This window comes from Altererythrobacter sp. BO-6, assembly GCF_011047315.1.
In the GTDB taxonomy this organism is placed as follows: Bacteria; Pseudomonadota; Alphaproteobacteria; order Sphingomonadales; family Sphingomonadaceae; genus Erythrobacter.
Genome location: NZ_CP049259.1, coordinates 378699 through 404764, shown reverse-complemented (window position 1 = coordinate 404764; position 26066 = coordinate 378699). Strand labels below are relative to the sequence as shown.

The 26066-nt window shown below is 62.1% G+C and carries 19 protein-coding genes and 1 tRNA gene; 10 read left to right on the top strand and 10 right to left on the bottom strand.

Annotation, left to right across the window (positions count from 1 at the left end):
- Positions 1 to 81 precede the first annotated feature (81 nt).
- The 4 genes from G6N82_RS01945 (at position 82) to G6N82_RS01930 (ending at position 6207) form a co-directional block, all read left to right on the top strand.
- Positions 82 to 1467 carry a helix-turn-helix transcriptional regulator gene (locus G6N82_RS01945; protein WP_165193198.1) on the top strand — a complete coding sequence of 462 codons (1386 nt, stop codon included), beginning with the start codon at positions 82 to 84 and terminating at the stop codon, positions 1465 to 1467.
- Positions 1468 to 1700: 233 nt separating this feature from the next.
- Positions 1701 to 3821, top strand: coding sequence for an XrtA/PEP-CTERM system histidine kinase PrsK (gene prsK, locus G6N82_RS01940; protein ID WP_165193196.1), 2121 nt, complete (start codon positions 1701 to 1703; stop codon positions 3819 to 3821).
- Positions 3821 to 5185, top strand: a complete 1365-nt coding sequence (prsR, locus tag G6N82_RS01935; RefSeq protein WP_165193194.1) for a PEP-CTERM-box response regulator transcription factor — start codon at positions 3821 to 3823, stop codon at positions 5183 to 5185. Before prsK ends, prsR begins: the two co-directional genes overlap by 1 nt.
- Before the next feature lie 92 nt (positions 5186 to 5277).
- A complete protein-coding gene (locus tag G6N82_RS01930; protein ID WP_241255159.1) occupies positions 5278 to 6207 on the top strand; it encodes a bile acid:sodium symporter family protein in 930 nt (309 codons plus the stop codon).
- Here the strand turns inward: G6N82_RS01930 and G6N82_RS01925 are convergent.
- Together G6N82_RS01925 and panB are read right to left on the bottom strand one after the other, a co-directional pair.
- Positions 6182 to 7264 carry a DUF475 domain-containing protein gene (locus G6N82_RS01925; protein WP_165193190.1) on the bottom strand — a complete coding sequence of 361 codons (1083 nt, stop codon included), beginning with the start codon at positions 7262 to 7264 and terminating at the stop codon, positions 6182 to 6184. The two genes, G6N82_RS01930 and G6N82_RS01925, sit on opposite strands and share 26 nt — an antisense overlap.
- Positions 7265 to 7270: 6 nt before the next feature.
- On the bottom strand, positions 7271 to 8143 hold the full coding sequence (gene panB / locus G6N82_RS01920) for a 3-methyl-2-oxobutanoate hydroxymethyltransferase (RefSeq protein ID WP_165193188.1): 873 nt from the start codon (positions 8141 to 8143) through the stop codon (positions 7271 to 7273).
- A gap of 119 nt (positions 8144 to 8262) precedes the next feature.
- On the opposite strand from panB, the gene G6N82_RS01915 reads away from it, so the two are divergent.
- The 6 genes from G6N82_RS01915 to G6N82_RS01890 all read left to right on the top strand — a co-directional run bounded on the left by G6N82_RS01915 (position 8263) and on the right by G6N82_RS01890 (position 17738).
- The gene (locus G6N82_RS01915; protein WP_165193186.1) at positions 8263 to 9663 is read left to right on the top strand and encodes a sodium-dependent transporter; all 1401 of its coding nucleotides are present in this window, start codon (positions 8263 to 8265) and stop codon (positions 9661 to 9663) included.
- Between the two features lie 101 nt (positions 9664 to 9764).
- Positions 9765 to 11342 (top strand): amino acid permease, encoded by a 1578-nt coding sequence (locus G6N82_RS01910; protein WP_165193184.1) that lies wholly within the window; start codon positions 9765 to 9767, stop codon positions 11340 to 11342.
- A 100-nt stretch (positions 11343 to 11442) separates the two neighbouring features.
- Complete coding sequence (locus G6N82_RS01905; RefSeq protein ID WP_241255158.1) at positions 11443 to 12246, top strand: recA-like protein; 804 nt, start codon at positions 11443 to 11445, stop codon at positions 12244 to 12246.
- Entirely contained in the window at positions 12197 to 13732 is a 1536-nt protein-coding gene (locus tag G6N82_RS01900; RefSeq protein ID WP_165197865.1) for a DUF6504 family protein, read from the top strand. The genes G6N82_RS01905 and G6N82_RS01900 overlap by 50 nt, the downstream gene beginning before the upstream one ends.
- Before the next feature lie 87 nt (positions 13733 to 13819).
- Complete coding sequence (locus G6N82_RS01895; RefSeq protein ID WP_165193182.1) at positions 13820 to 14155, top strand: PilZ domain-containing protein; 336 nt, start codon at positions 13820 to 13822, stop codon at positions 14153 to 14155.
- A 109-nt stretch (positions 14156 to 14264) separates the two neighbouring features.
- Positions 14265 to 17738 carry an error-prone DNA polymerase gene (locus G6N82_RS01890; protein WP_165193180.1) on the top strand — a complete coding sequence of 1158 codons (3474 nt, stop codon included), beginning with the start codon at positions 14265 to 14267 and terminating at the stop codon, positions 17736 to 17738.
- Between the two features lie 9 nt (positions 17739 to 17747).
- On the opposite strand, the gene phoB is transcribed toward G6N82_RS01890, so the two are convergent.
- From phoB to recJ, 8 genes are all read right to left on the bottom strand, one after another.
- Complete coding sequence (phoB, locus tag G6N82_RS01885; protein ID WP_165193178.1) at positions 17748 to 18437, bottom strand: phosphate regulon transcriptional regulator PhoB; 690 nt, start codon at positions 18435 to 18437, stop codon at positions 17748 to 17750.
- 69 nt (positions 18438 to 18506) lie between these two features.
- Positions 18507 to 19175, bottom strand: a complete 669-nt coding sequence (gene phoU, locus G6N82_RS01880; protein ID WP_206520274.1) for a phosphate signaling complex protein PhoU — start codon at positions 19173 to 19175, stop codon at positions 18507 to 18509.
- Positions 19175 to 19921 (bottom strand): phosphate ABC transporter ATP-binding protein PstB, encoded by a 747-nt coding sequence (pstB, locus tag G6N82_RS01875; RefSeq protein WP_241255280.1) that lies wholly within the window; start codon positions 19919 to 19921, stop codon positions 19175 to 19177. Before pstB ends, phoU begins: the two co-directional genes overlap by 1 nt.
- A gap of 38 nt (positions 19922 to 19959) precedes the next feature.
- On the bottom strand, positions 19960 to 21228 hold the full coding sequence (gene pstA / locus G6N82_RS01870) for a phosphate ABC transporter permease PstA (RefSeq protein WP_241255157.1): 1269 nt from the start codon (positions 21226 to 21228) through the stop codon (positions 19960 to 19962).
- A complete protein-coding gene (pstC, locus tag G6N82_RS01865) occupies positions 21221 to 22606 on the bottom strand; it encodes a phosphate ABC transporter permease subunit PstC (RefSeq protein ID WP_165193174.1) in 1386 nt (461 codons plus the stop codon). The genes pstA and pstC overlap by 8 nt, the downstream gene beginning before the upstream one ends.
- Positions 22607 to 22778: 172 nt before the next feature.
- Complete coding sequence (locus tag G6N82_RS01860) at positions 22779 to 23975, bottom strand: ATP-binding protein (protein WP_165193172.1); 1197 nt, start codon at positions 23973 to 23975, stop codon at positions 22779 to 22781.
- A gap of 93 nt (positions 23976 to 24068) precedes the next feature.
- Positions 24069 to 24143, bottom strand: a tRNA-Glu gene (locus G6N82_RS01855).
- A gap of 62 nt (positions 24144 to 24205) precedes the next feature.
- A complete protein-coding gene (gene recJ, locus G6N82_RS01850) occupies positions 24206 to 25993 on the bottom strand; it encodes a single-stranded-DNA-specific exonuclease RecJ (RefSeq protein WP_165193170.1) in 1788 nt (595 codons plus the stop codon).
- Positions 25994 to 26066: the final 73 nt, after the last annotated feature.

Sequence of the window (26066 nt, the reverse complement as noted above, 5' to 3'; positions counted from 1 at the left end):
ACAGGAAAAATTACAAAATATCTTGTCTCAATGAGCAGTTTTGGGGTTTTCATTGTGTGAATATGTAAATATATTTACATGATGTCCGATGTTTCCGTCCTTGCTGGGCCCGCCCTGCGCCGCTTGCGCAAGCGTGAAGGCCTGACCCAGGCGACCATGGCTGCGGCACTGGGTATCAGCCCCAGCTATCTCAACCTGATCGAACGAAACCAGCGCCCGCTTTCCGCGCGGGTACTGGTGCAGGTCATCGAACGGTTTGACTTCGATCCGCGCACCTTGCGCGAGGATGAAGCGATTGGCGGCGTCGATGGCCTGGCCCGGCGGCTCGCCGATGAGCGCTTTGCCGATCTCGGCATTGACCGCGAGGAAGTGAGCGAATTGCTGGCGGTCGCACCGCAGGTCGCAGCTGCCTTTGCGCGCCTTTACGATCGCGTCGGGCAGGAAGCTGGCGGAGTGAACGATACGCTTATCGCATCGCGGCGAGAAATCGAGCGCTGGCGCAATCACTTCGCGGATTTGGATCATGCGGCAGAGGGGCTCGCTGACGAGCTGCGCATGTCGCATGGGGACTTGGGTGCCGCGCTGACGGAGCGTTTGCGGGAAAAGCACCAGCTGACTGTGCGCATCCTGCCCCTGGAGGTCATGCCTGACGCATTGCGCCGCTTGGATTTACATGCCCGACAGCTGCAATTGTCCGAAATGCTCGACCGTTCCTCACGCAACTTCCAGATCGCAGCGCAATTGGTTACACTTGAGCAACGCGAAGCGATCTCGAAGCTAGTGGCCGGTGCACAGTTGGATGATCTTGCGGCGCGGCAATTGTTCGAGCGCCACCTGACCGCCTATTTCGCGGCCGCTCTGCTGATGCCGTATAGCCGCTTCCTGCGCGCATGCGAGCAAACCGGTTATGACTTCACCATCCTGCAACGCCGCTTTGGCGTGAGTTTCGAACAACTGGCACATCGGCTGACGACCCTGCAGCGGGTGGGGCAACGCGGCCTGCCTTTCTTCATGGCGCGGCTCGATCGGGCGGGGCAGTTCTCAAAGCGGTTTTCCGGTGCCAGCGGAGCGACATTGCTGGAAAGCGACGCCACTTGCCCGCTGTGGGTGGCGCACAAGGCGTTTGAACGGCGCGGAGAATTGTGCGTGCAGGCGGTGCTGGTGGAAGGAGCCGACGCCGGCCCATCGCACTGGCTCACGGTCGCGCGCACGGTCGATGCCATCGGAGCGAGCGACGACGCTCGGTTCGTGATTGTGTTGGGGGTTGAAGCGCGTTTTGGCGGGCAGTTGACTGTCGCCAAGGGATTATCACTCGATCCGGCATCAGCCGAACCGATCGGGCTGGGTTGCGCGCGCTGCTATCGAGAGGGGTGCCGCCAGCGGTCGCTGCCGCCGCGCGGCGCGCCGTTGAGGGTTGATCGGGTTGCGCGTGGGGTAACCCCGTTCGAATTCAATCCTTTGCGATAACGCCGCAATCCGCTCGGTTTAACTCGAAATCAACCGTCCAGAACCGCAGGACACTGCGGAATTTCTCCCGTGTGTAAAGTTTACCGACATTTCACTTCTCGCGCCTAAATCCTGCCGGAACTGGCATGAAATGGAGGCCGAGGCGCAGATATGCGGAAGCAGCTTGTCAAAGTTGAGGCGGGCGTTCGCTTGCCATCGACTATGCCTGCTTTCCGGTCAGGCTACGTGGTGTGATGTTTACCGGTGGTGATACGCTGCTGTCGGTGATCGGACAGTTGGCAAATTTTGCCGGTGCGGTGCTGTGCGCCGCTGCCGCGTTATGGATCCTTCGCAAGGGCGATCGGGCGCGGCAGGATCGAAATTCGGCGATTGTCGCGGTGGTGTTCACCGGGCTGTGGGCGGCCCTCGCGGCGGCGCTTTCCCCGACAGCGATCGAAACCCAGCTGGCTGAGACCGCGCGCAACATTGCGCTGGTCTTTCTACTGTTCCGCCTGTTTGCGAATGATGGGCGAGACGAGAGTTTGCGTCCGATCCGCCCGCTGGTGTTCACACTGGTTGCGGTAGAGTTGTTCCAGCCGATGTTGCTGGCGATCGAAGCGCAGCTTGTGCATGGTACTGGGCCGGCCGCGCTGACTTTCCAGATATCGATTATCCTGCACCTGCTGGTCACGATCGGGGCGCTGGTGCTGCTGCATAATCTCTATGGCGGTGCTGCCGCCGCTTCACGAAGATTGCTACGCTGGAGCGGCATCGCGCTGGCCGGTATCTGGCTATATGACCTAAATCTCCAGACCGTCGCCCTGCTAAGCGGCAAACCGCCAGAGTTGCTGCTGGCGCTACGCGGGTTGGTGGCGGGCGTGCTCGCGATCGCGCTGGCGTTAGGCAGCAACGCGGCCGGTGCCGGCCTGCAGTTCAGCCCGTCGCGCGCGGTTGCGTTTCGCAGTCTCTCGCTTTTGGCGATTGGCGGCTATCTGGCCGCGATGGTCGTCATCACCCGTTCGCTGGCCTTTCTCGGTGGGGACCTGGGGCGCATAACCCAGGTGGGTTTCCTGGTGTTTGCCAGCGTCGTGGCGATCCTGTGGCTTCCGTCCGCGCGGGCCAGGGGCTGGCTTCGCGTGATCCTCGCAAAGCACCTGTTCCAGCATCGCTACGATTACCGGGCGGAGTGGATGCGGTTCACGCACACTATGGGCAAGGCTGGTCCACAGGAAGGGAGCCTGCATGAGCGAGCGGTGAAGGCCATGGCGGACATCACTGACAGCCCAGCCGGGCTGCTGCTGGCCCCCAATGAAGAAGCAGAACTGGAACTGGTCGCTCGCTGGCAATGGCCGGATATAAACGTGCCTTCGCCTGCTGCCGATTATCGCCTTGCGGCCGAACTGGAGCGAAACGACTTTATCCATGACATCGTTGCACTCCGCCGCGAGGCTGTAAGTTCCAGTCCAGTATCCGCATTGCCGGAATGGATGTCTGACTCAAAGGATATCTGGGCAGTGATCCCCTTGATCCACTTTGAACGGCTGGTTGGCGTGGTGGTTCTTGCCCGCCCGGCGGTGGCGCGCGAACTTGACTGGGAAGATTTCGATCTGCTGCGCGCCGCCGGGCGCCAGCTTGCCAGCTATCTGGCCGAACAAGCAGGGCAGCAGGCGCTTATGGAAGCGGGCCGGTTCGACGAATTCAATCGCCGGATCGCTTTCGTGATGCATGACATCAAGAATCTGGTGAGCCAGCTGAGCCTGCTGGCACGCAACGCTGAAAAGCATGCTGAAAATCCGGGATTCCGACAGGATATGCTGATTACCTTGCGCAATTCGGCGGAAAAGCTGCAGGCGTTGCTCGCCCGGCTTGGGCGGTACGGGACAGGCAAGATTGAGCAAAACAGCGAAGTCGACCTGGCCGACATTGCGCGGGCGCTGGTCACCCGATTTAACCAGCTTCATCCCGTCCGGATCACGCGCGGCGAGTCCTGCATGGTGCGAGGCGATGCCGAAGCGATCGAGCAAGCCTTGCAGCACCTCGTGCAGAACGCAATCGACGCCAGCCCACAGGACGCACCGGTCTATGTGGATGTTGCCAGCGACGGCTTGAATGGCCGTGTAGAGGTGCTCGATAGCGGCGCGGGAATGACCCCCGAATTCATCCGCAACGGCCTGTTCAAACCCTTTGTTTCGTCCAAGGCTGGCGGATTTGGCATTGGCGCATTCGAAGCCCGCGAGTTGGTGCGGGCAATGGGAGGCAGGCTCAATGTCGAAAGCCGGGAGGGCCTGGGCACACGTTTCGTGCTGTCCCTGCCGCTGGTTGCCGCCGCGAGCCTGCTCACGCGCGATGATACGATTGAAAGCGAGGTGGCATGATGACCGACCGCAAACCGGTGCTGCTGGTCGTCGAAGACGATGCAGGGCTGCAAGCGCAGCTCAAATGGGCCTATGACGATTTCGAAGTCATCCCTGCCACCGATCGTGAAAGCGCCATTGCCGCTCTGCGCCAGGCAGAACCCGCCGTGGTCACTCTGGACCTTGGCCTGCCGCCCGATCCGGATGGCACCAGCGAAGGTTTTGCGGTGCTCGATGCGATCATGGAGTTGAAGCCCGATACAAAGGTGATTGTGGCTTCAGGGCATGGTGCCCGTGAAAGCGCGCTCGGCGCGATCGCGCGCGGCGCATATGACTTTTACCAGAAGCCGGTCGATATCGAAGCGTTGGGACTGATCGTCCGGCGGGCGTTCAACCTGCATCAGATCGAAGCGGAAAACCGCAAGCTCAAGTCGCAAAGTGGTGAAGACAACCGCGTGCTGGGCAGCATGATCACCGCCGCTCCGGAAATGGTCAAGGTCGCGCGGACTATCGAACGTGTCGCCAAAACCAACGTGTCCGTCATGCTGCTGGGCGCCAGCGGAACCGGCAAGGAGCTGTTGGCCAAGGGCTTGCATGATGCAAGCGACCGGCGCAGCGGGCCCTTTGTGGCCATCAATTGCGCGGCAATCCCGGAAAACCTGCTCGAAAGCGAGCTGTTCGGGCATGAGAAGGGCGCTTTTACCGGTGCGGTCAAGACCACTGAAGGCAAGATCGAGAATGCTGCGGGGGGCACGCTGTTCCTGGACGAGGTGGGCGATATCCCGCTGCCGCTCCAGGTCAAGTTGCTGCGCTTCCTGCAGGAACGCACGATCGAACGGATCGGCGGACGCACCCAGATTGCGGTCGATACGCGGATTGTCTGCGCCACGCACCAGGACCTTGAGGCAATGTGCGCCAATGGCACTTTCCGCGAAGACTTGTTCTATCGCCTGGCTGAAATCGTCATAAAGATTCCCACGCTGGCCGAGCGGCATGGCGATGCAACTCTGCTGGCGAAAGCATTCCTGAAGCGGTTCGCCAGCGAAATGAACCCGCACGTCACCGGTTTTGCGCCCGACGCGCTGGCGGCGATCGACGCGCATGATTGGCCGGGTAACGTTCGCGAACTTGAAAACCGGGTGAAGCGCGCGGTGATCATGACCGAGGGGAAATTGGTCGGCGCGGGTGACCTTGACTTGCAGGAAAGCGGTGAGGATCGCGATGACGTGCTCAACCTCAAGAGTGCGCGCGAAGCCGCCGATCGGCGCGTGATCCGCCATGCGCTGGCCCGCAGCGAAGGCAATATCTCCAGCACCGCCAAACTGCTGGGGATCAGCCGCCCGACATTGTACGACCTGCTGAAGCAATACGATTTGTCTGCCTGACGGTGCTCGGTTCATACCTTAGGGTCGACAAGGCTGGGGACTAAGGGCAGGGCGGCGCGATGCGCCGGTTTGCGTCATTTGTTGCTGACCCGATGATCGCTGTCCTCATGGCAGCGACAGCGCTTGCGCTCGTCTTCCCGTCAGAGGGCGCACTTCGCGAGACAGCGCGTACTGTCTCCAATATCGGCATCTTCGTACTGTTCCTGGTCAATGGCATGCGCATCGACCGGGGGGAGATTGCGCGCGGGCTGATGAATTGGCGTTACTTTGCACCGCTGATGATATGGGTGTTCGGCGTCATGGCATTGGGTGGAGTTGGCTTCGCCAGGCTAGCGGACGGGCTGTTGCCGCCGCAGGTGGCGCTCGGCTTCCTTTTCCTTGGGGCGTTACCATCGACGATCCAGTCGGCGACTTCCTACACCACGCTCGCTGGCGGAAATATCGCGTTGGCGGTGGTCGGGGCGGCCCTGATCAACATAGCCGGCGTATTTATTTCCGCGCCGCTTTTCGCCCTCTTGGCAGGCAGCGAAGCCGCGGATGTGGGCATTGAAGCGGTTGTGCGGATTGGGATGATCCTGATCTTGCCCTTCGTAATAGGGCAAGCCGTGCAGCGCTGGACCCGCGACTGGGTGATTGCACGCAAGGCCCGCATTGTCTGGCTTGACCGGATCGTTATCGGGATCGCGGTCTATGTCGCGATGTCAGGCGCGGTCGAACAGGGCCTGGTCCGCATGTTTGATCCCAGCAGCTGGTTGTGGCTATTGCTATTGACCGTCGCGTTCTTGGTCATCGCGCATCTGGCTGCATGGTTCGTCAGCGCGATGCTGGGGTATCCGGTTGCGGATCGCAAAGCCTTCCTCTTTGCTGGGGCGCAGAAGAGTGTCGCGATTGGCGCGCCGCTCGCAGCAATCCTTTTCGCGCCAGACGTGGCCGGGTTCGTGATTGCACCACTGCTGCTCTATCACCTGCTACAGCTGATCATGGCGGCGCCAATAGCTAAGCGTCTTTCGGCGCGGCATTGAGATCGATTTTCTCAGTTCCCTCGCGTCGGTTGTGCCGCACCGACCACCAAAAGCTTAAACCTATCAAGGTCGCGCCGATGAGCCCCGTGATGGTTTCCGGAATATGGAACTTAGCCGAAAACAGCATGATGGCACCGAGCACGATGATTGCCCAAAATGCGCCGTGTTCCAGATAGCGATACTGCGCGAGCGTGCCTGTCTGGACTAAATGGATGGTGATCGAGCGAACAAAGATAGCCCCCACTGACAGGCCGAGTGCAATGATCACCATATTGTTGGACAGCGCAAAAGCGCCGATAACGCCATCGAAACTGAAGCTGGCATCGAGCACTTCCAGGTAGAGAAATCCACCCAGGCCCGACTTTACGACCACCCCTGCAGCGCGCTTCTTGGCCTCGTGCTCTTCAAGAAGTGCAGCGACCGCCTGCACACCGATATAAGTTACAAGGCCAAGGATGCCGGCTGTCAGGAACGTTATCGCATCGTCCGGAGCGAGCATGGTCGAAACCCCGTAGATAACGCTCAAAACCAGGCCGATCTCGATAGCGGGCACGCTGGAAAAGCGATTGATATTGCGTTCCAATACGGAGATCCAATGGATCTCCTTGTCCTCTTCGAAGAAGAAGGTGAGGCCAACCATGGCAAGGAAAGCCCCGCCGAAACCGGCAATACCAATGTGCGCAGCGGATACGATCCGTTCGTATTCGTCGGGATTGTTGAGCGACAGGTTGATCGCGTCGATCGGGCCAAGCTGCGCCGCAATTGCGACAATGGCGATGGGAAAGATGATCCGCATGCCGAAGACTGCGATCAGGATGCCCCAAGTCAGGAAACGCCGTTGCCACACCGGGTCCATCCTGCGCAGCACCGTCGCATTGACCACTGCGTTATCGAAGCTGAGCGAAACCTCCAGGATCGAAAGGACAAAGACGATCCAGAGGATTCCTAGTGTCGCAGCTATATCGCCAGTGCTGGCCCAACCATACCAGACCGCCAGTCCAAGGCAGACCGCGGAAAAGGCCAGCGAAAAGCCGTAATAGCGGATCAGCGTTTGCATCGGGGGTCAGTCTTTCGGCTGGTAAGTCTGGTCTGGGGTCGGGAAGCTGCGATTGCGCACTTCCTCGGCATATTGCGCCACGGTCTTTTCGATGATGCCCGCTATATTTTCATATTGCTTCACAAATCGCGGCACGCGGTCGAACATGCCAAGCATGTCTTCGGTCACCAGCACTTGTCCGTCGCACTGGGCAGATGCTCCGATCCCGATGGTTGGGCATGAGATCGCCTTTGTCGCTTCGATCGCGATCGGCTCGACCACGCCTTCGATGACGATGGCAAAGGCTCCGGCATTGTCGAGAGCTCTCGCGTCGTTGACGATCTTTTCCGCCTCTGTATCGCTGCGCCCGCGCGCGGCATAGCCGCCCAGCACATTGACGGCTTGCGGGGTCAGCCCGACATGTCCCATCACCGGGATCCCGCGCTGATTGAGGAATGCGACGGTTTCCGCCATCGCTTCTCCCCCTTCAAGCTTCACCGCTGCGGCACCGCTGGCCTTGAGGAGGAAAGAGGCGCTTTCGAAGGCCTTTTCTTTCGAAGCCTCGTAGGCGCCGAACGGCATATCGACCACCACGACAGAATGATACGATCCGCGGACCACCGCCGCAGCGTGATTGGCCATCATCTCCAGCGTAACCGGCACAGTGGAATCCAGCCCGTAAATTACCTGAGCCAGCGAATCCCCCACCAGCAGGATGTCGCAATGCGCATCCAGTAATTGCGCTTGCCGCGCGGTGTAGGCCGTCAACATCACGATCGGCTCTTCTGTAACACCGTCCTTCTTGCGCCGCCGGATGGCCGGCACTGTCAAACGCCGCATTGGTTGCGGGGTCGGGTGGGCGCGACTGGTCGATGTATCGAGCTGGAACGTTGTGGACATGCCGCGCTTTTAGACGAGCGGGGGATTTGCGCAAATGTTCGCTCGACTGTCGGGGAATTTCTGGGCAGTAAGCGCTTTCGAAATGTCCCGGAAAAGCGGAACAGGATAAACATCTGATCATGGCAGTAGCAGGTTCAGGCCACGAAAACTGGTCATCGCGCAGTGCGTTCATTCTGGCCGCGGTGGGTTCCGCTGTCGGGCTCGGGAACATGTGGCGCTTTCCGGCAGAGGCGGGCGAGAATGGCGGCGGCGCCTTCGTCCTGTTCTACATTTTCTGCGTTTTGCTGATAGGCCTTCCGGTCCTTCTCTCGGAGATCCTTGTCGGGCGTCACGGCCAGGCCAATGCACCGGAAAGCGTGCGCCGCCTTGCCCGCGATTCCAACGCGCCTGAGGGCTGGAGCGTACTCGCTTCGCTGGGAGTGTTTGCCGCTTTCCTGATCCTGAGTTTTTACTGCGTGGTGGGCGGCTGGGTCCTTTATTATGTGGGTGTTTTCCTGGGTGACCTTTTCCAGACCGGGTTGACCGGCGGTGCGTTCGAAGGTCGCGCTGCCGAGGATATCGAAGGCCTGCTCCCCGGAATGTTCGGAGATGGCGCGCTAATGGTCGGGCTCAATCTCGGTTTCCTGGCAGTGACGATGTTCTTCGTTGCGCGCGGCATCGCCAGCGGGATTGAGTGGGTCGCGGTTTACCTTATGCCGGTGTTTTTCGTGCTGTTCCTGGGCATTACTATTTACGGCGCCTTCACCGGCAATTTTGGGCAGGCGGTTAGCTATCTCTTCACCTTCGATTTCTCGAAATTGACGGGCGAGGTGATGCTAGCAGCGGTTGGACAGGCGTTCTTCTCGCTGTCGCTCGGGGTTGCCGGCATGATGACCTATGGCGCCTATGCCAATCGCGACACCAACCTTGCCGAGACCTCGGGCATAATCGCGGGCGCAGATACGGCCGTGGCGATGCTGGCTGGTCTCGCGATTTTCCCGATCGTGTTCGCGGCCGGCCTTTCGGCGAGCGCTGGTCCGGGCCTGATGTTCCAGTCGCTGCCGATCGCGTTCCAGGCGATGCCATTCGGGTCGCTGATCGGGCTTGCGTTCTTCATCATGGTGTTCTTTGCGGCGCTGACCAGCTCGGTTTCGCTGCTGGAGGCGCCGACGGCCTATGTGTTCGAGAAATTCGGCATTTCCCGTGTTGCGGCGACACTGATCGTCGGTCTGGGGGCAGCGATCCTTGGCATCCTGTCCGCGCTTTCCTTCAACGAATTGGCGGAGTTCCGCCCCTTGGCTTTCATCCCGATCTTTGCCGAGGCGAATTTCTTCGACGCATTGGACGGAGTGACCGCCAAGCTGTTCATGCCGATCGGCGCGATCCTGACCTGCATTTTCGTTGGCTGGGTGGCCGATGCAAAGCTGATCGACGAGGAGAACGGCCTCGACGGCGTGCTTCACCAGACCTGGCGCGCGCTGGTGCGTTATGTCTGCCCCTTGGCGCTCGCTGCGATCATGCTGGTCGGGCTTTTCGGCTAGAAGCCGCGAAGAAATCCGTTTCTCGCTAGGGTAATAGCGCGTATTGATGCCGGGACCGGCTGGGCGGGGAGGGCTCGCTTCGGGTCACCGGAACTTGATGCATGCTGCTTGACCGGATCAAGCCGCTCGACGCGATCCTCGCGACGGCGGAGAAGAAATCGTTACATCGCTCGCTCGGCTGGCTGCAATTGACCCTGTTGGGCATCGGTTGCGTGATTGGCACGGGCATTTTCGTGCTGACGGCTGTCGGCGCGCAAAAGGCCGGGCCCGGCCTGATGATCGCCTTCGCTATTGCCGGACTGGTTTGTATCGTGGCGGCGCTATGTTACGCCGAGATCGCAGCAATGATCCCGGTCGCGGGCAGCGCCTATACCTACAGCTACGCCACCATTGGCGAGTTCTTCGCATGGACGGTCGGCTGGGCGCTGATCATGGAATATGCCATTGCAGCCAGCGCCGTTTCTGTCGGCTGGTCCGGCTATTTTACGGGGACGATTCTCAACGAATTCCTGGGAATACAGCTCCCTGCATGGCTTAGTGCCGGGCCGTTGGCACTCGGCGGCGCAGAAGGTGGTTTGATCAACTTGCCTGCGCTGGTTATCGCTTTGCTGGTTACTGGCTTGCTGGTGATCGGGACCAGCGAGAGCGCGAAGGTCAATGCGATCCTCGTGGCGATCAAGGTCACGGCTTTGACTGCCTTTATCGCCCTGACACTGAGCAGCTCCGAATTCAGCGCGGACAAGTTCAACCCGTTCTTGCCTGCCGGGCTGTTCGGCGGATGGGGCACGGGCGTGGGTGCCGTGGGCGCAGCGGCGACGATGTTCTTCGCCTATGTCGGGTTTGACGCGGTTTCAACGGCGGCTGAGGAGACCAAAGATCCGCAGCGCAACGTGCCGATCGGGCTGGTGGGATCGCTGCTGTTCTGCACGGTGTTCTACATCCTCGTCGCCGCCGGCGCGATCGGCACGCTGGGCGGCCAGCCGATCATGGATGCTGCAGGCTTCCCGCTTGAGGCTGGTTCGGCCGAGCTGGCCCGTCAATGCGCTATGCCTGAACATGCCGGGGCGCTGGTCTGTTCGAACGAAGCGCTGGCGCATGTGCTGCGTGCGATCGGCTTCTCAGGGATTGGCAATATGCTGGGCATCGCGGCGTTCCTGGCGCTGCCTTCGGTGATCCTTGTGCTGATCTTCGGCCAGACGCGCATTTTCTTCGTGATGAGCCGTGATGGCTTGCTGCCTGAGAAGCTCAGCGCAGTGCATCCGAAGTTCAAGACGCCGCATGTCGTCACGATCATGACCGGCGTGGCAGTGGCAATCGGTGCGGCTTTCTTCCCGGTCGGGCAGCTGGCTGACATTTCCAACGCGGGCACGCTTTACGCTTTCCTGATGGTGGCGGTTGCGGTGATGGTGCTGCGGGTGAAGGACCCGACGCGCCAGCGGCATTTCCGCGTTCCTGCGGTTTGGTTGGTCGCGCCGCTCACGATCCTCGGCTGCGTGCTCCTGTTCTTCAACCTTCCGACCGCGGCGATGCTGTTCCTTCCCGGATGGGGCCTGATCGGGATTGTGATCTATCTGCTGTATTCGCGCGGCAGCAGCCACCTGGGGCGCGGGATTGTTGAAGTCGTGGACGATATCGGGGGAGAGGAAACGATGGTTCCGATCCATCCGCCGCGCGATTGATCGCGCTTTGGCATGTTCTTGAGGGCCGTCCTTCGGGGCGGCCCTTTTCATTTGGGGCAGCGATTGCGAATCGCGACGATATGGAACATAATAGGAACATATGAGTCATTCGCTTATGTTCCAGACTGCGAGAACCGATGCTGAGGCGACTGTCCATGCGGGGCAGGGGAGTGCCGCGGCGTTGCTTCGTACACGCTTGCCGCGCTGGCGCCCGGGGCTGGCTGCACCGATGCATAACGAGATTTTCGCGCCCGGCGATGAGGCGAGCGGGGCGGGGCTTGCTTTGGCGCTGGCGCGCGATGCGCTGAAGGTGGCGGCACGCGCGCTCGAGCCCGCGCAAGAGGATCGCCGCCAGCTGCTGTGGGTGCAGGACCGGGCGGCGGTGAAGCTCACCGGGCGGCCCTACCTCCATGGCTTGCCCGCAGAGCTGCGTCACCGGCTGATCCATGTCGAGGCGCGCAACCCGGAAGATGCGCTGTTCGCGCTGGAAGAGGGGCTGCGCTGCCGCGACCTGGCCTTCGTGCTGGGGGAGATTGCGGGGAATCCTCGCGCACTAGGCTTCACCGCGTCGCGCCGGCTTAGCCTGGTTGCGGAGAAGCACGGGGTGCCCTTGTGGCTGGTGCGGCTTGATGCGCAGCCCGATCTTTCCTCTGCTCGCATGCGGTGGAGGGTCGCAGCCTCGCCTTCGCCGCCGCCGCGCTGGAACGCACAGGCTCCGGGTACCCCGGCCTGGCGGGCAGAGCTGTTCCGCGCCCGCGCGCATCCCCCCGGAGAATGGAGCCTCAGCGATGACGGCACAGCCCTCGTCGCCCGCCGACCTTACAGCATCCCCTCAGGGGCCGCCGCGCCGGATCATGTCGATCTGGTTGGCGCAGCTTTCGGTCGAGCGCTGGCGGCTCGCTAACGCTATCCCGCGCGGCGAAGGGGCGGATGCCGCGCCCACCGTGCTGATCGCGGAGACCGCGCATGGCCCGCGTATCGCCGCTGCCAATGCGGCAGGGCGGGCAGCCGGTGCGCGGGCGGGGATGATGCTGGCCGATGCGCGCACGCTCTGCCCTGATATCAAGACTGCACCATCCGATCCGGCGGGCGACCTCGCTTTCCTGGAGAAGCTGGCTCTGTGGGCGCGGCGCTGGGGGCCGTGGGGCGCGCTTGATCCGCCTGACGGACTGATCGTCGACGTTACCGCAGTGGCGCATCTGTTCGGCGGTGAACGGCGGTTGCTGGCCGATGCAGAGGCGGCATTCGCGGCGCGCGGCCTCTCCGCCAGGCTGGCGATCGCGCCCACGGCGGGGGCGGCCTGGGCGCTGGCGCATTACGGTCCGGATCGCGCGATCCTGGCTCCGGATGACGATGCGGCGATGCGGCTTGCCGAGCTGCAGGTGGCCGCGCTGCGGCTCGATCCCGATGTGCTGACCGTGCTGCGCCGCCTGGGCCTCAAGCGGCTCGGCGAACTTGGCGGGGTAGGGCGCGACGCGCTCCAGCGCCGTTTCCGCAATCGCAAATCGCCCGCCGCCAATCCGCTGGTGCGGATGGACCAACTGCTCGGCCGTGTGCCTGAACCGCTGCTGCCGGTGCTGCCGCAGCATGTCCCGCTGGTCGAGCGGCGCCTGATGGAGCCGATCCGCCATCGTGAGTTGCTCGACCATGTGCTGCGCGACCTTGCCGCCGACATGGCGCGCGAGCTGGAGGGCAAGGGGCAGGGTGCCCGGCGGCTTGAACTGGCCCTGTGGCGGGTCGACGGCGAAGTGCTGGTCCGCGCGCTCGAACTTTCCGCTGCTGCCCGCGATCCTGCGCATATTTGCCGGTTATTTGCCGCGAAGCTGGACGATATCGACGCGGGGTTCGGGATCGAGCTGTTGCGTTTGCGGGCCAGTTGGGCCGAGCCGCTGGCGCTTGACCAGCGCGATATCGAAAGCGCTGCGGAGGCGCATGGCACCTCGCTCAGCGCCTGTATTGACCGGCTGTCGGTGCGGCTTGGCCCGCAGGCGATCCGCCGCCCGGTGCCGCATGCCAGCCATTTGCCTGAGCGTGCGCAGCGTTGGCAGCCGCCACTCGAGCCGGAGCCTGCCACCCAGGGCGAACTGGCGTTTCACCAGCGCCCGCTCAAACTGCTCGACCGGCCAGAGGCGATCGCGGTGCTCTATGCCACGCCCGATGGGTATCCCAAGGCGTTCCGCTGGCGCGGTTCTGTGCGCGAGGTCAGACGGGTGGAAGGGCCGGAGCGGATCGCGCCCGAATGGTGGCGCGAGCGTTCGACCGCGCGGCTACGCGATTACTACCGGATCGAGGATGACGGGGGGCGGCGATACTGGATCTATCGCCATGGCCTGGCGGGTGACGGCAGGGGCGACCTGCCGCTCTGGTATCTACACGGAATTTGGGGTTAGCGGGACTGGTTAACAGCCAAGGCACTATAAAATAAGCGAAATGTTTCGATAGACTTTTCTTTACGCTTTTTCGTCATAATCGCTTCCATGGAAGGGATTGAATCGACCCGCTCTGCCGATCGGAAACGGCTCGACCTGCTGGTGCAGGGACGCATGCGTTCGCGCACGCTCTACGTCGAAGTGGTCGACGTGTCCGAAGGCGGCTGCAAGATCAAGGGGCGCCACGGTTTTGCCGAAGAAGGCGAGAACGTGATTCTCAAGATCGACGGCGTGCGTACGCCGCTGGGCAAGATTGTCTGGGTCGAAGGGGAGCATGCCGGTATCGCTTTCGAGGGCAAGATGCATCCCGCGATCGTCGACCATCTCTACAACCAGCGGATGGAACAGAAGAAGTCGCTGGGCAAAGGCGAAAAGGCCGCCTGATTATCACGCAGCGGGGCGATCTGCCGGCATGTTTCGGTTGAAAACCAGTATAAGAACATATAGTGAACATGAGTTCGGTTGAATTTGCGCGACCGGCCTTGTGTGAACCATGCCCGATGCACCGCTGATACCTGCCAAACGCCGGGTCGAGATTGACTCTGATGCGCTTGCTCCACCTGCGCACGCGCCGTTTGTCGAACTGGGGCTGGCGAGTTGCTTCAGCTTCCTGCGCGGCGCGTCGGACCCGGTCGACCTGGTCAGCCAGGCCCGCGCGCTCGGCTATGACGCAGTGGGCATCGCCGATGCCAATACTATGGCCGGCGTGGTGCGCATCCACACCGAGGCAAAGGCGCTCAAGTTGCGGCCTGTTATCGGCACGCGGATCGAAACGGTCGGAAGCGAAGCTGACCCGCAGGGTCAACGGTTAGCCTTCCTGGCCTATCCGCAGGACCGTGCCGCCTATGGGCGCCTGTGCCGGTTGATCAGTTCCGGGCGGATGCAGACGCTGGATGGCGAGTGGCAGGAAAAGGGCACCTGCGAGATTTCGCTGTCGATGCTCGCCGGACACAGTGAAGGCGTGCAATTAATCCTGGTGCCTCCCGATGATCTGGAAGCGGAATTCACGATGCCTGCATGGGCGAACAATGTGATCGCGCTTGATGGCCGCGAACTGCCGGAAACGGTTTCCGGGCAATTCGTCGAGCTGTTGCCGCATCTTGTGGCCGGTCTTCCCACCTTGCGCCACCTTGCCGCGAGCTATCTCTATCGCGGCGGCGATGTGGCGCGGATCGATCGGCTCGATGCGCTGGCCCGCGCGAACGGGCTCACCCTGCTTGCCACCAATGACGTGCATTACGCGACGCCCGACAAGCGCCCGCTGCAGGATGTGATGACCGCGATCCGCCACAAGACCACGGTCGCGCGGGCCGGGTATCTGCTCCACGCCAATGCCGAGCGACACCTGAAGTCGCCTGAAGAGATGCAGCGCCTTTTCCAGCGCTGGCCCCACGCGATCGCCGCCACGCGCGCGGTAGCCGATGCCTGCGAGTTCAGCCTGGACGAGCTGCGTTACGAATATCCCGAAGAGATTTATCCGGACGGCATGACGCCGCAGCAATTCCTTGAAAGCGAGACCTGGGCAGGGGCCAAGCGACGTTATCCGGAAGGTGTTCCGGAAACCGTATGCGACACGCTGAAGCGCGAGCTGGCGCTGATCGGCAAGCTCGATCTTGCGCGCTATTTCCTCACCATCAAAGACATCGTCGATTACGCGCGCAGCGTCGATCCGCCGATCCTGTGCCAGGGGCGGGGAAGCGCGGCGAACAGCGCGGTGTGCTATTGCCTCGAGATCACATCCGTCGACCCGGCCAAGCACCAGCTGCTGTTCGATCGCTTCATCTCCGAAGAGCGCAAGGAGCCGCCCGATATCGACGTCGATTTCGAGCACGAGCGGCGCGAGGAGGTGATCCAGTATATCTACCGCAAATATGGTCGCCACCGCGCCGGGCTGACCGCGACGGTGATCCACTATCGCCCGCGCATGGCGATCCGCGAAGTGGGCAAGGCGATGGGCCTTTCCGAAGACGTTACCAGCGCGCTCGCCCGCACCGTGTGGGGCAGTTACGGGCGCGAGATCGGCGAGAAGCATGTCGCCGAGACTGGCATGGACATCACCGATCCGCACCTCAGGCGCGTGATCACGCTGGCTGAGCAGATGATCGGCATGCCGCGCCACCTTTCCCAGCATGTTGGCGGCTTCATCCTCACCGAAGGCGCGCTGACGGAGACTGTGCCGATCGGCAATGGCGCGATGCCCGATCGCAGCTTCATCGAATGGGACAAGGACGATATCGAAGCGCTCGGCATCCTCAAGGTGGACGTACTGGCGCTGGGCATGCTGACCTGCATCAAGAAGTGCTTTGACCTGCTGGAGGCGCATCATGGCCGCGAACTGACGCTGGCGACGGTGCCGCGTGAGGATCCCGAAACCTACGCGATGCTGCGGTGTGGGGATTCGCTCGGCGTGTTCCAGGTCGAAAGCCGTGCGCAGATGAACATGCTGCCGCGGCTGCGCCCGCGCGAATTCTATGACCTCGTTATCCAGGTCGCGATTGTGCGGCCCGGCCCGATCCAGGGCGACATGGTGCATCCCTATCTCAAACGGCGGCGGGGGGCGGAGCCCGTACAGATCCCTGCGCCTGCGCCCGAGCACGGCCCGCCTGACGAGCTCTCCAGCATCCTTGCGCGCACGCTGGGCGTCCCGATCTTCCAGGAACAGGCGATGAAGATCGCGCTCGATGCGGCAAAATTCTCCTCGGTCGAAGCCAACCGTTTGCGCAAGGCGATGGCCACCTTCCGCAGCCGCGGCATGGTGCACGAGCTGGAGGACATGATGGTCGGGCGCATGGTCGCACGCGGCTATGACCCCGATTTCGCCGCACGCTGCTTCAACCAGATCAAGGGATTCGGCGAATACGGCTTTCCCGAGAGCCACGCCGCGAGCTTCGCGCACCTCGTCTATGTTTCCAGCTGGCTCAAATGCCATTTCCCCGCAGCCTTCGCCTGCGCGCTGCTGAATTCGCAGCCGATGGGATTCTATGCCCCGGCGCAGATCGTGCGCGACGCGCGCGAGCATGGGGTCGAAGTGCTGCCGGCGGATGTAAACCACTCCATGTGGGACAACACGCTGGAGGGGGCGGGGCAGAACATCGCCATGCGGATTGGCCTGCGCCAGGTCGATGGCCTGCCCGAGCATGTCGCGGCGCGGATCGTGGCAGCGCGGGCTGGGGGCGGCGCGTTCCGCGATGTGGCGGAACTGCGTGAGCGGGCCGGGCTCTCACCGGCGCATATCGAACGGCTCGCCAGTGCTGATTGCTTCACTTCGCTGGGATTGTCGCGGCGGCAGGCCTTGTGGGACGCGCGCAGCCTGATCGCGGCGCCCGACTTGCCGCTGTTCCAGGCAGCAGCCGAGCGGGACGAAGGGGCGGAGAAGGGGCGCACGCAATTACCGCAAATGCCGCTGAGCGAGGAAGTTGTGAACGATTACCAGACCACGCGGCTCAGCCTGAAGGCGCACCCTATGGCCTTCCTGCGCGCCTCACTGGCCGAGCGCGGCTTTGTGCGCGCCTGCGATCTCAGGGAACGCAAATTCCGCAGCATGGTGCAGATTGGCGGGCTGGTGCTGATCCGCCAACGCCCCGGCAGCGCCAAGGGGGTGTGCTTCATCACGCTGGAAGACGAGACCGGGGTGGCGAACCTGGTGATCTGGCCCGATCTGATGGAGAAACAGCGCCGCGTGATCATGGGCGCGCGGCTGATGGAAGTGCGGGGGCGGGTCGAATATGACGACGAGGTGATCCATGTGATCGCCCAGCACCTGACCGATGCCACCGACGCGCTCTATGGCCTGGCTGATGACCTGCTCTCGTCCCCGGTCGCCCGGGCCGATCATGTCAGCAGCCCGCTCAGCACGCGCAAGCCGCTAACCGTGAAACCGCGCGACCTCCATGGCGAGCGACCGCCGCCAAGCCGCGGCCATCCCCGCAACCTGCGGATATTGCCCAAATCGCGCGATTTTCACTGAGTTGAGGGGTTACACCGCCTCAAGCGCGTAACCGGCCGAACGCACCGTCCGGATCGGATCCTTCACCCCGTCAATCTCGATCGCCTTGCGCAACCGGCGGATATGCACGTCAACCGTGCGCAATTCGATATCGCTGCCGGTACCCCACACAGCATCGAGCAATTGCCCGCGGCTGAATACCCGGCCCGGGCTTTCCATGAAAAACTTGAGCAGGCGATATTCGGTCGGGCCCAATTTCAGGTCCTTGCCGCGCCGCTGCACCTTGTGCGCAACCGGATCGAGCTTGAGATCACCCACAGTCACGGTTTCGCCGGCCAGCGCCGGACGGATCCGCCGCATCACGGCGGCCACGCGCGCCAGCAACTCGCGCGGGCTAAACGGCTTGGTGAGATAGTCGTCGGCGCCGGTTTCCAACCCGCGTACCCGGTCATCCTCGGATTCGCGTGCGGTCAGCATGATGATCGGCACATGCGATGTCTGCTTGTCGCGCCGCAAGCGGCGGCAAACCTCGATCCCGCTGGTGCCTTCGATCATCCAGTCGAGGATAATCAGGTCAGGCGTGTCTTCGGCAGCCAGAATCAGCGCCTCATCGCCATCGGCGGTGCAGCGCACGTCATAACCTTCGTTCTGGAAGCGATATTCCAGCAGTTCGGACAGGGAAGGATCGTCTTCGACAAGCAACAGTTTGGCGGCGGACATTGTGGCGCTTCGCTCCTTTTGCTGCGCGACTTCGACCCTGCCTTATGTCACTTTCAAGACAGATTGATGTCAGTCGTCATGATCGGGCGGATATGTGCCCGTGGCGGCAAAATGCACCATTTCGGCGACATTGGTGGCATGGTCGCCGATCCGTTCGATATTGCGGGCGACGAACAGCAGCTGCGCGGCGCTCGAAATGGTCGAAGGATTCTCAACCATGTGGCTCACAAGATTGCGGAAAATGCTGTCATAGAAGGCATCGACCTTGGCGTCGGCCGCGATCACCTCGCGCGCCAGCTCGGGGTCGCGCGCGGCATAGGCGGTCAGCACGTCATGGACCATCTCGGCCGCCAGTTCGCCCATCGCCGGCAGCAGGGTCAGCGGTTCGAAACGCTTGCGATCCTCGATATCGCCGACGCGCTTGGCGATATTCTTCGAATAGTCGCCGATCCGTTCGACCACGCCGGCGATCTTCAGCGCGGCGATCACCTCGCGCAGGTCGTCCGCCATTGGCGCGCGCAAGGCAATCACCCGAACCGCCAGCTTGTCGACTTCCATTTCGAGCGCATCGATCTTCTTGTCGCGCGCAACGATCTTGTTGCCGAGTTCCTCGTCGCCGCGCACCAGCGCGTCGAGCGCCTCCTGCAGCGCGACCTCGGCCAGGCCGCCCATTTCCGCGATCAACCCGCGCAGACGGGTAATGTCTTCGTCGAATGCCTTGACTGTGTGTTCGGCCATTATCCGTACCGCCCTGTGATGTAATCCTTGGTCCGTTCTTCGATAGGATTGGTGAATATGTCGGAAGTCTGGCCGTATTCCACCATCTTGCCAAGGTGGAAGAATGCCGTGCGCTGCGATACGCGCGCTGCCTGCTGCATCGAGTGCGTGACGATCACGATGGCATAGCGATCGGTCAGTTCGGCGATCAGTTCCTCGATCTTGGCCGTTGCGATCGGGTCAAGCGCCGAGCACGGCTCGTCCATCAGGATGACTTCCGGATCGACCGCGATCGCGCGCGCAATGCATAGGCGTTGCTGCTGGCCACCTGAAAGCGCGGTGCCGCTATCCTGAAGTCGGTCCTTGACCTCTTCCCACAGGCCGGCGCGGGTGAGCGAGCGCTCAACCACCTCGTCGAGCTGATCCTTGGTTTCTGCGAGGCCATGAATCCGCGGGCCGTAGGCTATGTTTTCGTAGATCGTCTTGGGGAACGGGTTGGGCTTCTGGAACACCATGCCCACGCGCGCGCGCAGCTGCACCACGTCCATGCCGGAACGATAGATATCTTCGCCGTCGAGTTCGATCGTGCCTTCGACGCGCGCACTAGGGATCGTGTCATTCATGCGGTTGAGGGCGCGCAGGAAAGTCGACTTTCCGCAGCCCGACGGGCCGATAAAGGCGGTGACGAACCGTCCAGGGATATCGATCGAGACATTGTCGATCGCCCGCTTGTCGCCATAGTAGACGGACACGTCCACGGCGCGCATTTTCGGGTCAGCGACCTCGAGGTTGGGATGGATTGCTGTCACCACTTCTTCTCGAATTTGTTGCGGAGGTAGATTGCGAGGCCGTTCATCAGCAAGAGGAACAGCAACAGGATAATGATCGCCGCGCTGGTGCGCTCGACGAAACCGCGGTCGATTTCATCGGACCACAGGAAGATCTGCACCGGCAGCACGGTTGCGGGCGATGTGAAGCCGTCGGGCGGGCTGGCAACAAAGGCGCGCATGCCGATCATCAGCAGCGGCGCGGTTTCGCCAAGCGCGCGGGCCATGCCGATGATGGTACCGGTAAGAATGCCGGGCAGGGCGAGCGGCAGCACATGATGGAACACCACCTGGACCGGCGATGCGCCGATTGCCAGCGCGCCGTCGCGGATCGAGGGGGGAACTGCCTTGATCGCGTTACGTCCGGAAATCACGATCACGGGCATGGTCATCAAGGCGAGTGTCATCCCGCCGATCAGCGGCGCGGAACGGAAATTCGGGAACATCCAGAGGAACACTGCCAGGCCAAGCAAGCCGAAGATGATCGATGGCACCGCAGCAAGATTGTTGATCGAAACCTCGATCAGATCGGTCCAGCGGTTCTTGGGGGCGTATTCCTCGAGGTAGAGCGCCGCCAGCACGCCGATCGGGAAGGCCAGCAGCAGCGTCACGATCATGGTCAGGATCGAACCCTTCAGAGCACCCCAGATGCCGACCTTTTGCGGGCTGGTGGCGTCTGCCCGAGCGAGGAATCCGGGATCGAAATTGCTGGAGAGCTTGCCTTCGGCTTCGAGCCGGTCAGCAAGGGCCTGCATTTCAGCCGAGCCTTCGTTCTTCAATCCCGATGCCAGATTATCGGTGGCAGGCAGGCTGAAGGTATGGCTGCCCTGGAGCAATTGCGGATTATCGATCAGCTGTGCGGCAACATCTCGCCAGGCTTCGTCGCTCACTCCGGCGGCAGCTTCCGCACCAAGCGACTGTTCGGCGTAAAATGCCACGACATCGGGCAGCCCCTGGATTTGCAGGGCCTGGAGACCGCCTTCTTCGGTCAGCGTGCTGGCATCGCCCGAAATGCCCGATGCGGGAAAATCGATCGTGACTTCGAGTTCGGCACGCTGGAACCCGCCGAGCCCGTTGTACGTCATGTTGCCGAGCAGGAAGATCAGCACTGCCACTGAAATCAGGACAGCGCTTAGGCCGGCAAGCTTGAAACGCCGCTCGGACGCATAGCGCCTTTCCAGCCGCTTGCGGAACGCTTCGGTGCGGGTTGGCGCCATGCCGGTTTCGTTGATCACAGCGTCACTCATAAGCTTCGCGGAACCGCTTGACGACGCGCAGCGCGACAAAGTTGAGCGCCAGCGTCACGAGGAAAAGGACCAGGCCCAGCGCAAAGGCGCTGAGCGTGGCCGGATGGTCGAAACTGCCTTCGCCGGTGAGCATGGCAACGATCTGGAAGGTGACAGTAGTCATCGCCTCCAGCGGATTGGCCGTGAGATTGGCGGCTGCACCCGCAGCCATCACCACGATCATGGTTTCACCGATTGCCCGGCTGATTGCCAGCATGACGCCGCCAACGATACCCGGCAGGGCAGCGGGCACGATCACACGGCGGATGGTTTCAGACGTGGTTGCGCCAAGTGCCAGGCTGCCATCGCGCATGGCGCTTGGCACGGCGGCAATGCTGTCATCCGCCATGGAGGAAACGAAAGGAATAATCATCACACCCATGACTACGCCTGCAGCGAGCGCGCTTTCGCTGGAGGCGCTACTGATCCCGACCGCGACCGCTGCATCGCGGATGGCCGGGGCAACGGTGAGCGCTGCGAAATAGCCGTACACCACGGTGGGCACGCCCGCGAGGATCTCTAGCGCCGGCTTTAGCCATGCGCGCACCCGCGGATCGGCATATTGCGTCAAGTAGATCGCGCTCATCAGCCCGAGCGGGATCGCCACGATCATGGCGATGATTGCCCCGATGTAGATCGTGCCCCAGAACAGCGGAATTGCGCCGTAGCGAGTCGGATCGGGATTGTCCGGATTACTCATCGGGTCAGGACCCCAGAAAGTCCCGAACAGGAAATCGATCGGCGACACCATGCCGAAGAAGCGCACCGTCTCGAAAACCAGGCTGGCGAAAATCCCGAAGGTGGTGAGGATCGCTACCAGTGATGCCAGCAGCAGAACGATCATGACCGTCCGTTCAACCCGGGTCCGTGCGGTGAAATCCGGTTTCACCCGCAGGAAAGAAAAGGTCCCGGCCACCAGTGCGATGGCGGCGGCGACGCCAATGCCGATCAGGCGATATTTCTGAATCGCTTGGACATAGGGCGCGACCAGGCTTTCAGCGGCCGGATTGAACAGGGACAAATTTCCACTGATCGCTGCGGCCTTGGCTTCGGCCAGGATCGCGTCCCGCTCGAAACCGAAGGCGGGCAGGCTTTGCGCTGCGGGGGACGCCAGCACGCTTTGCAGGATAAGCGCCGGCTCAATCAGCGACCACAGAACGGTGAATGCCAGCAAGGGCACCGCAATCCACAGCGCCACATACCAGCCATGATAGTTGGGGCGTGCAGCCAGGCGCCTTGCATCGGTCTCGCGCTGGAAACTCCAGGCGCGGGCACGCGCCGCAAGCCATCCGGCCAATGCCAGGCCAAAGGCAATCAAGAGCAGGGTAATCGACGTCATTGGCTGGCTGAAATGCCCTGTATTTACGTTCAAAACGCCCGGCTATGAGACTGCGCCGGAGATTGCCCTTAGGCAGCGAGTGTTTCAATCCCGAGTAGGCTGGATCCTGACAGAATGGAAACGCGAATCCCCATGCGGTTGCAGAGGCCATTGTTAAAGAAATAAGACAGTTTCATGACAAATCGTCCGCGTCAGTAGATACAGCCGGAATCCGCACCACAACCGAGGTTCCTTCGCCCAGCCTGCTTTCGATGTCGAGCCGCCCACGGTGACGTTCGACAATGTGCTTGACGATAGCAAGACCGAGCCCGGTTCCACCCGAAGAGCGGCTTCGGCCCGGATCGGTCCGATAGAAGCGGCGGGTAAGATGCGGCAGGTGTTCGGGGGCGATGCCTTCGCCCTGGTCGGTCACCGCCATTCTGACATGGCCATCCTGAGTTTCGCCAACCTCGACCGAGACCGGCGTTCCGGGGCTGCCATATTTCAGCGCATTGTCGACCAGATTGCGCACGAGCTGTTCGATCTGCTGCCGATCGCCGCGGATACGAAGCTGTGGTTCGCTACTGATTTGAAGCCGCTCGGCCCGATCGCCGCCAGCGGCGTCGCGCGCGGCACGTTCGACGACCGACGCAAGCTCGATCACCTCGGTTGGCTGGTCATGCTTTTCGGCTTCGACCCGCGACAGCGACATCAAATCGCTGACCAGCGATTGCAGTCGTTTAGCTTCACGCAGGATGGTGTCGAGGAATCTCTGGGACGTTGCCGTATCGAGTGAAGTGCCCTGTTCCTGCAGGGTTTCGACGTAACCGATGATGGAGGCCAGAGGTGTGCGTAGCTCGTGGCTGGCATTGGCCACAAAATCAGTATGCGCGCGGCTGATATCGGCTTCCGCGGTCAGGTTGATCAGTTCAAGCGCGGAAAGATGGGGGCCGATAACCTGCTGGTTGACGCGCCAGATATCGCGCCGACGCACCAGTCCGCGCACGATTGCGGTACCGCTGCGATTCTTGCCGAGCAATTTGACTGCTTCGGGCTGGCGGAACGCCATCCGGGCATCCTGCCCGATGACATGCTTGCCCAGCACGCGCTGCGCGGCGCGATTGGCAACGGCAACCTTGCCGCTTTCCAGCAAGAGCAAGGGGGTTGCAGAATGTTCGATCAGTTCGCCTACGTTCTCGCGGGATATGACACCCGAACGATCCGGCGGCGCGGGTGCGGGCGGCCTCGCGCTCGCAAGGTACAGCGTACCCACCCACAGCAGGACTGCGCCGCTGACGAGCAAGACGTCGATTCCCAGTGCAATCAAGGCTATGCCCGCTGCGATAGCGATCAGAATGCCGGCAACCGGATGAGATTGTCGTTCGCTCATTGCGCCCGGGCCATATCAGAACCGGGCGGCAAGAAAAGCGCCAAGCGGGCGCTGTCCCCCGGCGGGGGCAGATGTCACCAAATTGTTGGGAAGTGGTGACCCCTACGGGAATCGAACCCGTGTTTCAGCCGTGAAAGGGCCGCGTCCTGACCGCTAGACGAAGGGGCCACGCTCGTTGCGAGAGCGCGCCAATAGGGGGGTGGGCCCACATGGTCAAGCCCACAATTGCGTCAATCTGCAAAGGCTGCGTCTTCAAGGTGCAATTCGGCCTGTGGACGGGCGCCCCAGTCGTCGATCTTCACTCTGCCGGCCAGGTGGAAGCGCCGACCATGCGACCGATGCAGCAAGGTTTGCGCCATCTCGGTTCCGGCCGCCCGGAAAGCGATAGCCTTGAGCGAGCGCCCGTCATCGCCGGCCGCGATCACCCGAAGATGGTCGGTCCCGACAATGTCCGCCTTGACGATTCGCACTGGGCCAACCGCCACGCGCGGCCCAGGCCAGCCGACTCCGAAAGGGCCAGCGCGGTCGAGTGTTTCGACGAGGTCCGGCGTCAAACCGCCAGGCGCCACGGCCAAGTCCAGCTGCATTGCCTGATTTTCCATCGCGCGGACGACATCTCGCGCCAGACGGTCATCGAGATATTCTGCCAGCGCATGGATCCGGTCGCGCTCGACCGTCAGCCCTGCTGCCATGGCATGCCCGCCGCCGGCCACCAGCAAGCCCGATTCGCGCGCTCCAATGATCGCTGCACCCAAATCGACGCCAGCGATCGATCGACCGGATCCCTTGCCGGTGTCTTCGCTATCATCAATCGCGACGACAATGCTGGGTTTCCCCGTCTTCTCCTTGATCCGCCCAGCGACGATCCCGATTACCCCGGGATGCCAGCCAGTCCCGGATAGCAGCAGGACCGAACGGTTATGCTGCGTGTCGATCTGCTCCTCGGCAGCTTGCTGGACTTCGGCTTCGATTGCCCGGCGTTCTTCGTTGAGCTGGGACAACTGCTCAGCGATCGCGCGTGCTTCGTCCGGGTCAGTGGTGGTGAGCAAGCGCACGCCCAGGGTTGATTCTCCCACGCGCCCGCCAGCATTGATGCGCGGGCCCAGTGCAAAGCCGAGATCGCTGCACTGCGGCGCGCGTTTCAGTCGACTGGCATCAATCAAGGCAGCCATCCCGATCCGCTCGCGCCGGGCCATCACTTTTAGTCCCTGTGACACAAACGCTCTGTTCAGCCCGTGCAGCGCGGCAACATCAGCCACCGTGCCAAGTGCCACCAGATCAAGCAGTGCCATGAGGTTGGGCTCTGCGCGACTTTCGAAAAAGCCTTGCGAGCGCAGCGTACGAACCAGCGCAATCGCGAGCAGGAAAGCGACGCCCACCGCCGCCAGATGGCCGTGCGCGGCCGCCTCGTCGGATTCGTCGAGCCGGTTGGGATTGACCAGCGCGGCAGCCAGGGGAAGCTCAGCTGCGCATTTGTGGTGATCGACCACGATCACGTCTACGCCCGCTGCATGTGCCTGCTTCAGCGCGTCGAACGCCATCGCTCCGCAATCGACCGTGACAATCAGGCTTGAGCCTTGCTCGCCCAGCTTGACCAGTGCTTCGCCGCTCGGGCCGTATCCTTCCAGCAGCCGGTCCGGGATGTAATAATCGGCATTGGCGCCCAGATCGCGCAACACATTGACCAGCAGTGCGGCGCTGGTCGCGCCATCGACGTCGTAATCGCCGTAAATTGTCATCGCTTCGCCGGCGAGCACCGCCTGTGCGATCCGTTCCGCGGCAGCATCCATGTCGCGAAACAGGCTTGGATCCGGAAGGAATTCCCGCAGTGTCGGTGATAAATGGCGTGCGACATCATCCCGCTCGACGCCCCGGGTCAGCAGCAATTGGGTCAGTATGTCGGTCTCCAGCCCGGTGACGCCATCGCCAAGCTCCATGTTCCCGCCACGCCAACGCCAAGCCCGCCCCGACAGGGAAGAGCTGACTCCAAGCACATGCGATACCGAACGGGAAGCCATCGTCGCTTGATATCCGATCGGCATGGGCACGAGAAGGCTGCGCGATTGACTTTCTACAGGTGGCTGTTTTTCT

What these genes read in the sequence shown, in the direction of transcription:
- G6N82_RS01905 (WP_241255158.1), top strand. Translation starts at nt 11,443, where the DNA reads ATGAGTCATTCGCTTATGTTCCAGACTGCGAGAACCGATGCTGAGGCG.
- phoB (WP_165193178.1), bottom strand. Translation starts at nt 18,437, where the DNA reads ATGTCCGCCGCCAAACTGTTGCTTGTCGAAGACGATCCTTCCCTGTCC.
- G6N82_RS01930 (WP_241255159.1), top strand. Translation starts at nt 5,278, where the DNA reads ATGATCGCTGTCCTCATGGCAGCGACAGCGCTTGCGCTCGTCTTCCCG.
- G6N82_RS01900 (WP_165197865.1), top strand. Translation starts at nt 12,197, where the DNA reads ATGTCGATCTGGTTGGCGCAGCTTTCGGTCGAGCGCTGGCGGCTCGCT.
- G6N82_RS01945 (WP_165193198.1), top strand. Translation starts at nt 82, where the DNA reads ATGTCCGATGTTTCCGTCCTTGCTGGGCCCGCCCTGCGCCGCTTGCGC.
- phoU (WP_206520274.1), bottom strand. Translation starts at nt 19,175, where the DNA reads ATGGCCGAACACACAGTCAAGGCATTCGACGAAGACATTACCCGTCTG.
- G6N82_RS01910 (WP_165193184.1), top strand. Translation starts at nt 9,765, where the DNA reads ATGCTGCTTGACCGGATCAAGCCGCTCGACGCGATCCTCGCGACGGCG.
- pstC (WP_165193174.1), bottom strand. Translation starts at nt 22,606, where the DNA reads ATGACGTCGATTACCCTGCTCTTGATTGCCTTTGGCCTGGCATTGGCC.
- pstA (WP_241255157.1), bottom strand. Translation starts at nt 21,228, where the DNA reads ATGAGTGACGCTGTGATCAACGAAACCGGCATGGCGCCAACCCGCACC.
- panB (WP_165193188.1), bottom strand. Translation starts at nt 8,143, where the DNA reads ATGTCCACAACGTTCCAGCTCGATACATCGACCAGTCGCGCCCACCCG.
- prsK (WP_165193196.1), top strand. Translation starts at nt 1,701, where the DNA reads ATGTTTACCGGTGGTGATACGCTGCTGTCGGTGATCGGACAGTTGGCA.
- pstB (WP_241255280.1), bottom strand. Translation starts at nt 19,921, where the DNA reads ATGCGCGCCGTGGACGTGTCCGTCTACTATGGCGACAAGCGGGCGATC.
- G6N82_RS01890 (WP_165193180.1), top strand. Translation starts at nt 14,265, where the DNA reads ATGCCCGATGCACCGCTGATACCTGCCAAACGCCGGGTCGAGATTGAC.
- prsR (WP_165193194.1), top strand. Translation starts at nt 3,821, where the DNA reads ATGACCGACCGCAAACCGGTGCTGCTGGTCGTCGAAGACGATGCAGGG.
- G6N82_RS01895 (WP_165193182.1), top strand. Translation starts at nt 13,820, where the DNA reads ATGGAAGGGATTGAATCGACCCGCTCTGCCGATCGGAAACGGCTCGAC.
- G6N82_RS01915 (WP_165193186.1), top strand. Translation starts at nt 8,263, where the DNA reads ATGGCAGTAGCAGGTTCAGGCCACGAAAACTGGTCATCGCGCAGTGCG.
- G6N82_RS01925 (WP_165193190.1), bottom strand. Translation starts at nt 7,264, where the DNA reads ATGCAAACGCTGATCCGCTATTACGGCTTTTCGCTGGCCTTTTCCGCG.
- G6N82_RS01860 (WP_165193172.1), bottom strand. Translation starts at nt 23,975, where the DNA reads ATGAGCGAACGACAATCTCATCCGGTTGCCGGCATTCTGATCGCTATC.
- recJ (WP_165193170.1), bottom strand. Translation starts at nt 25,993, where the DNA reads ATGGCTTCCCGTTCGGTATCGCATGTGCTTGGAGTCAGCTCTTCCCTG.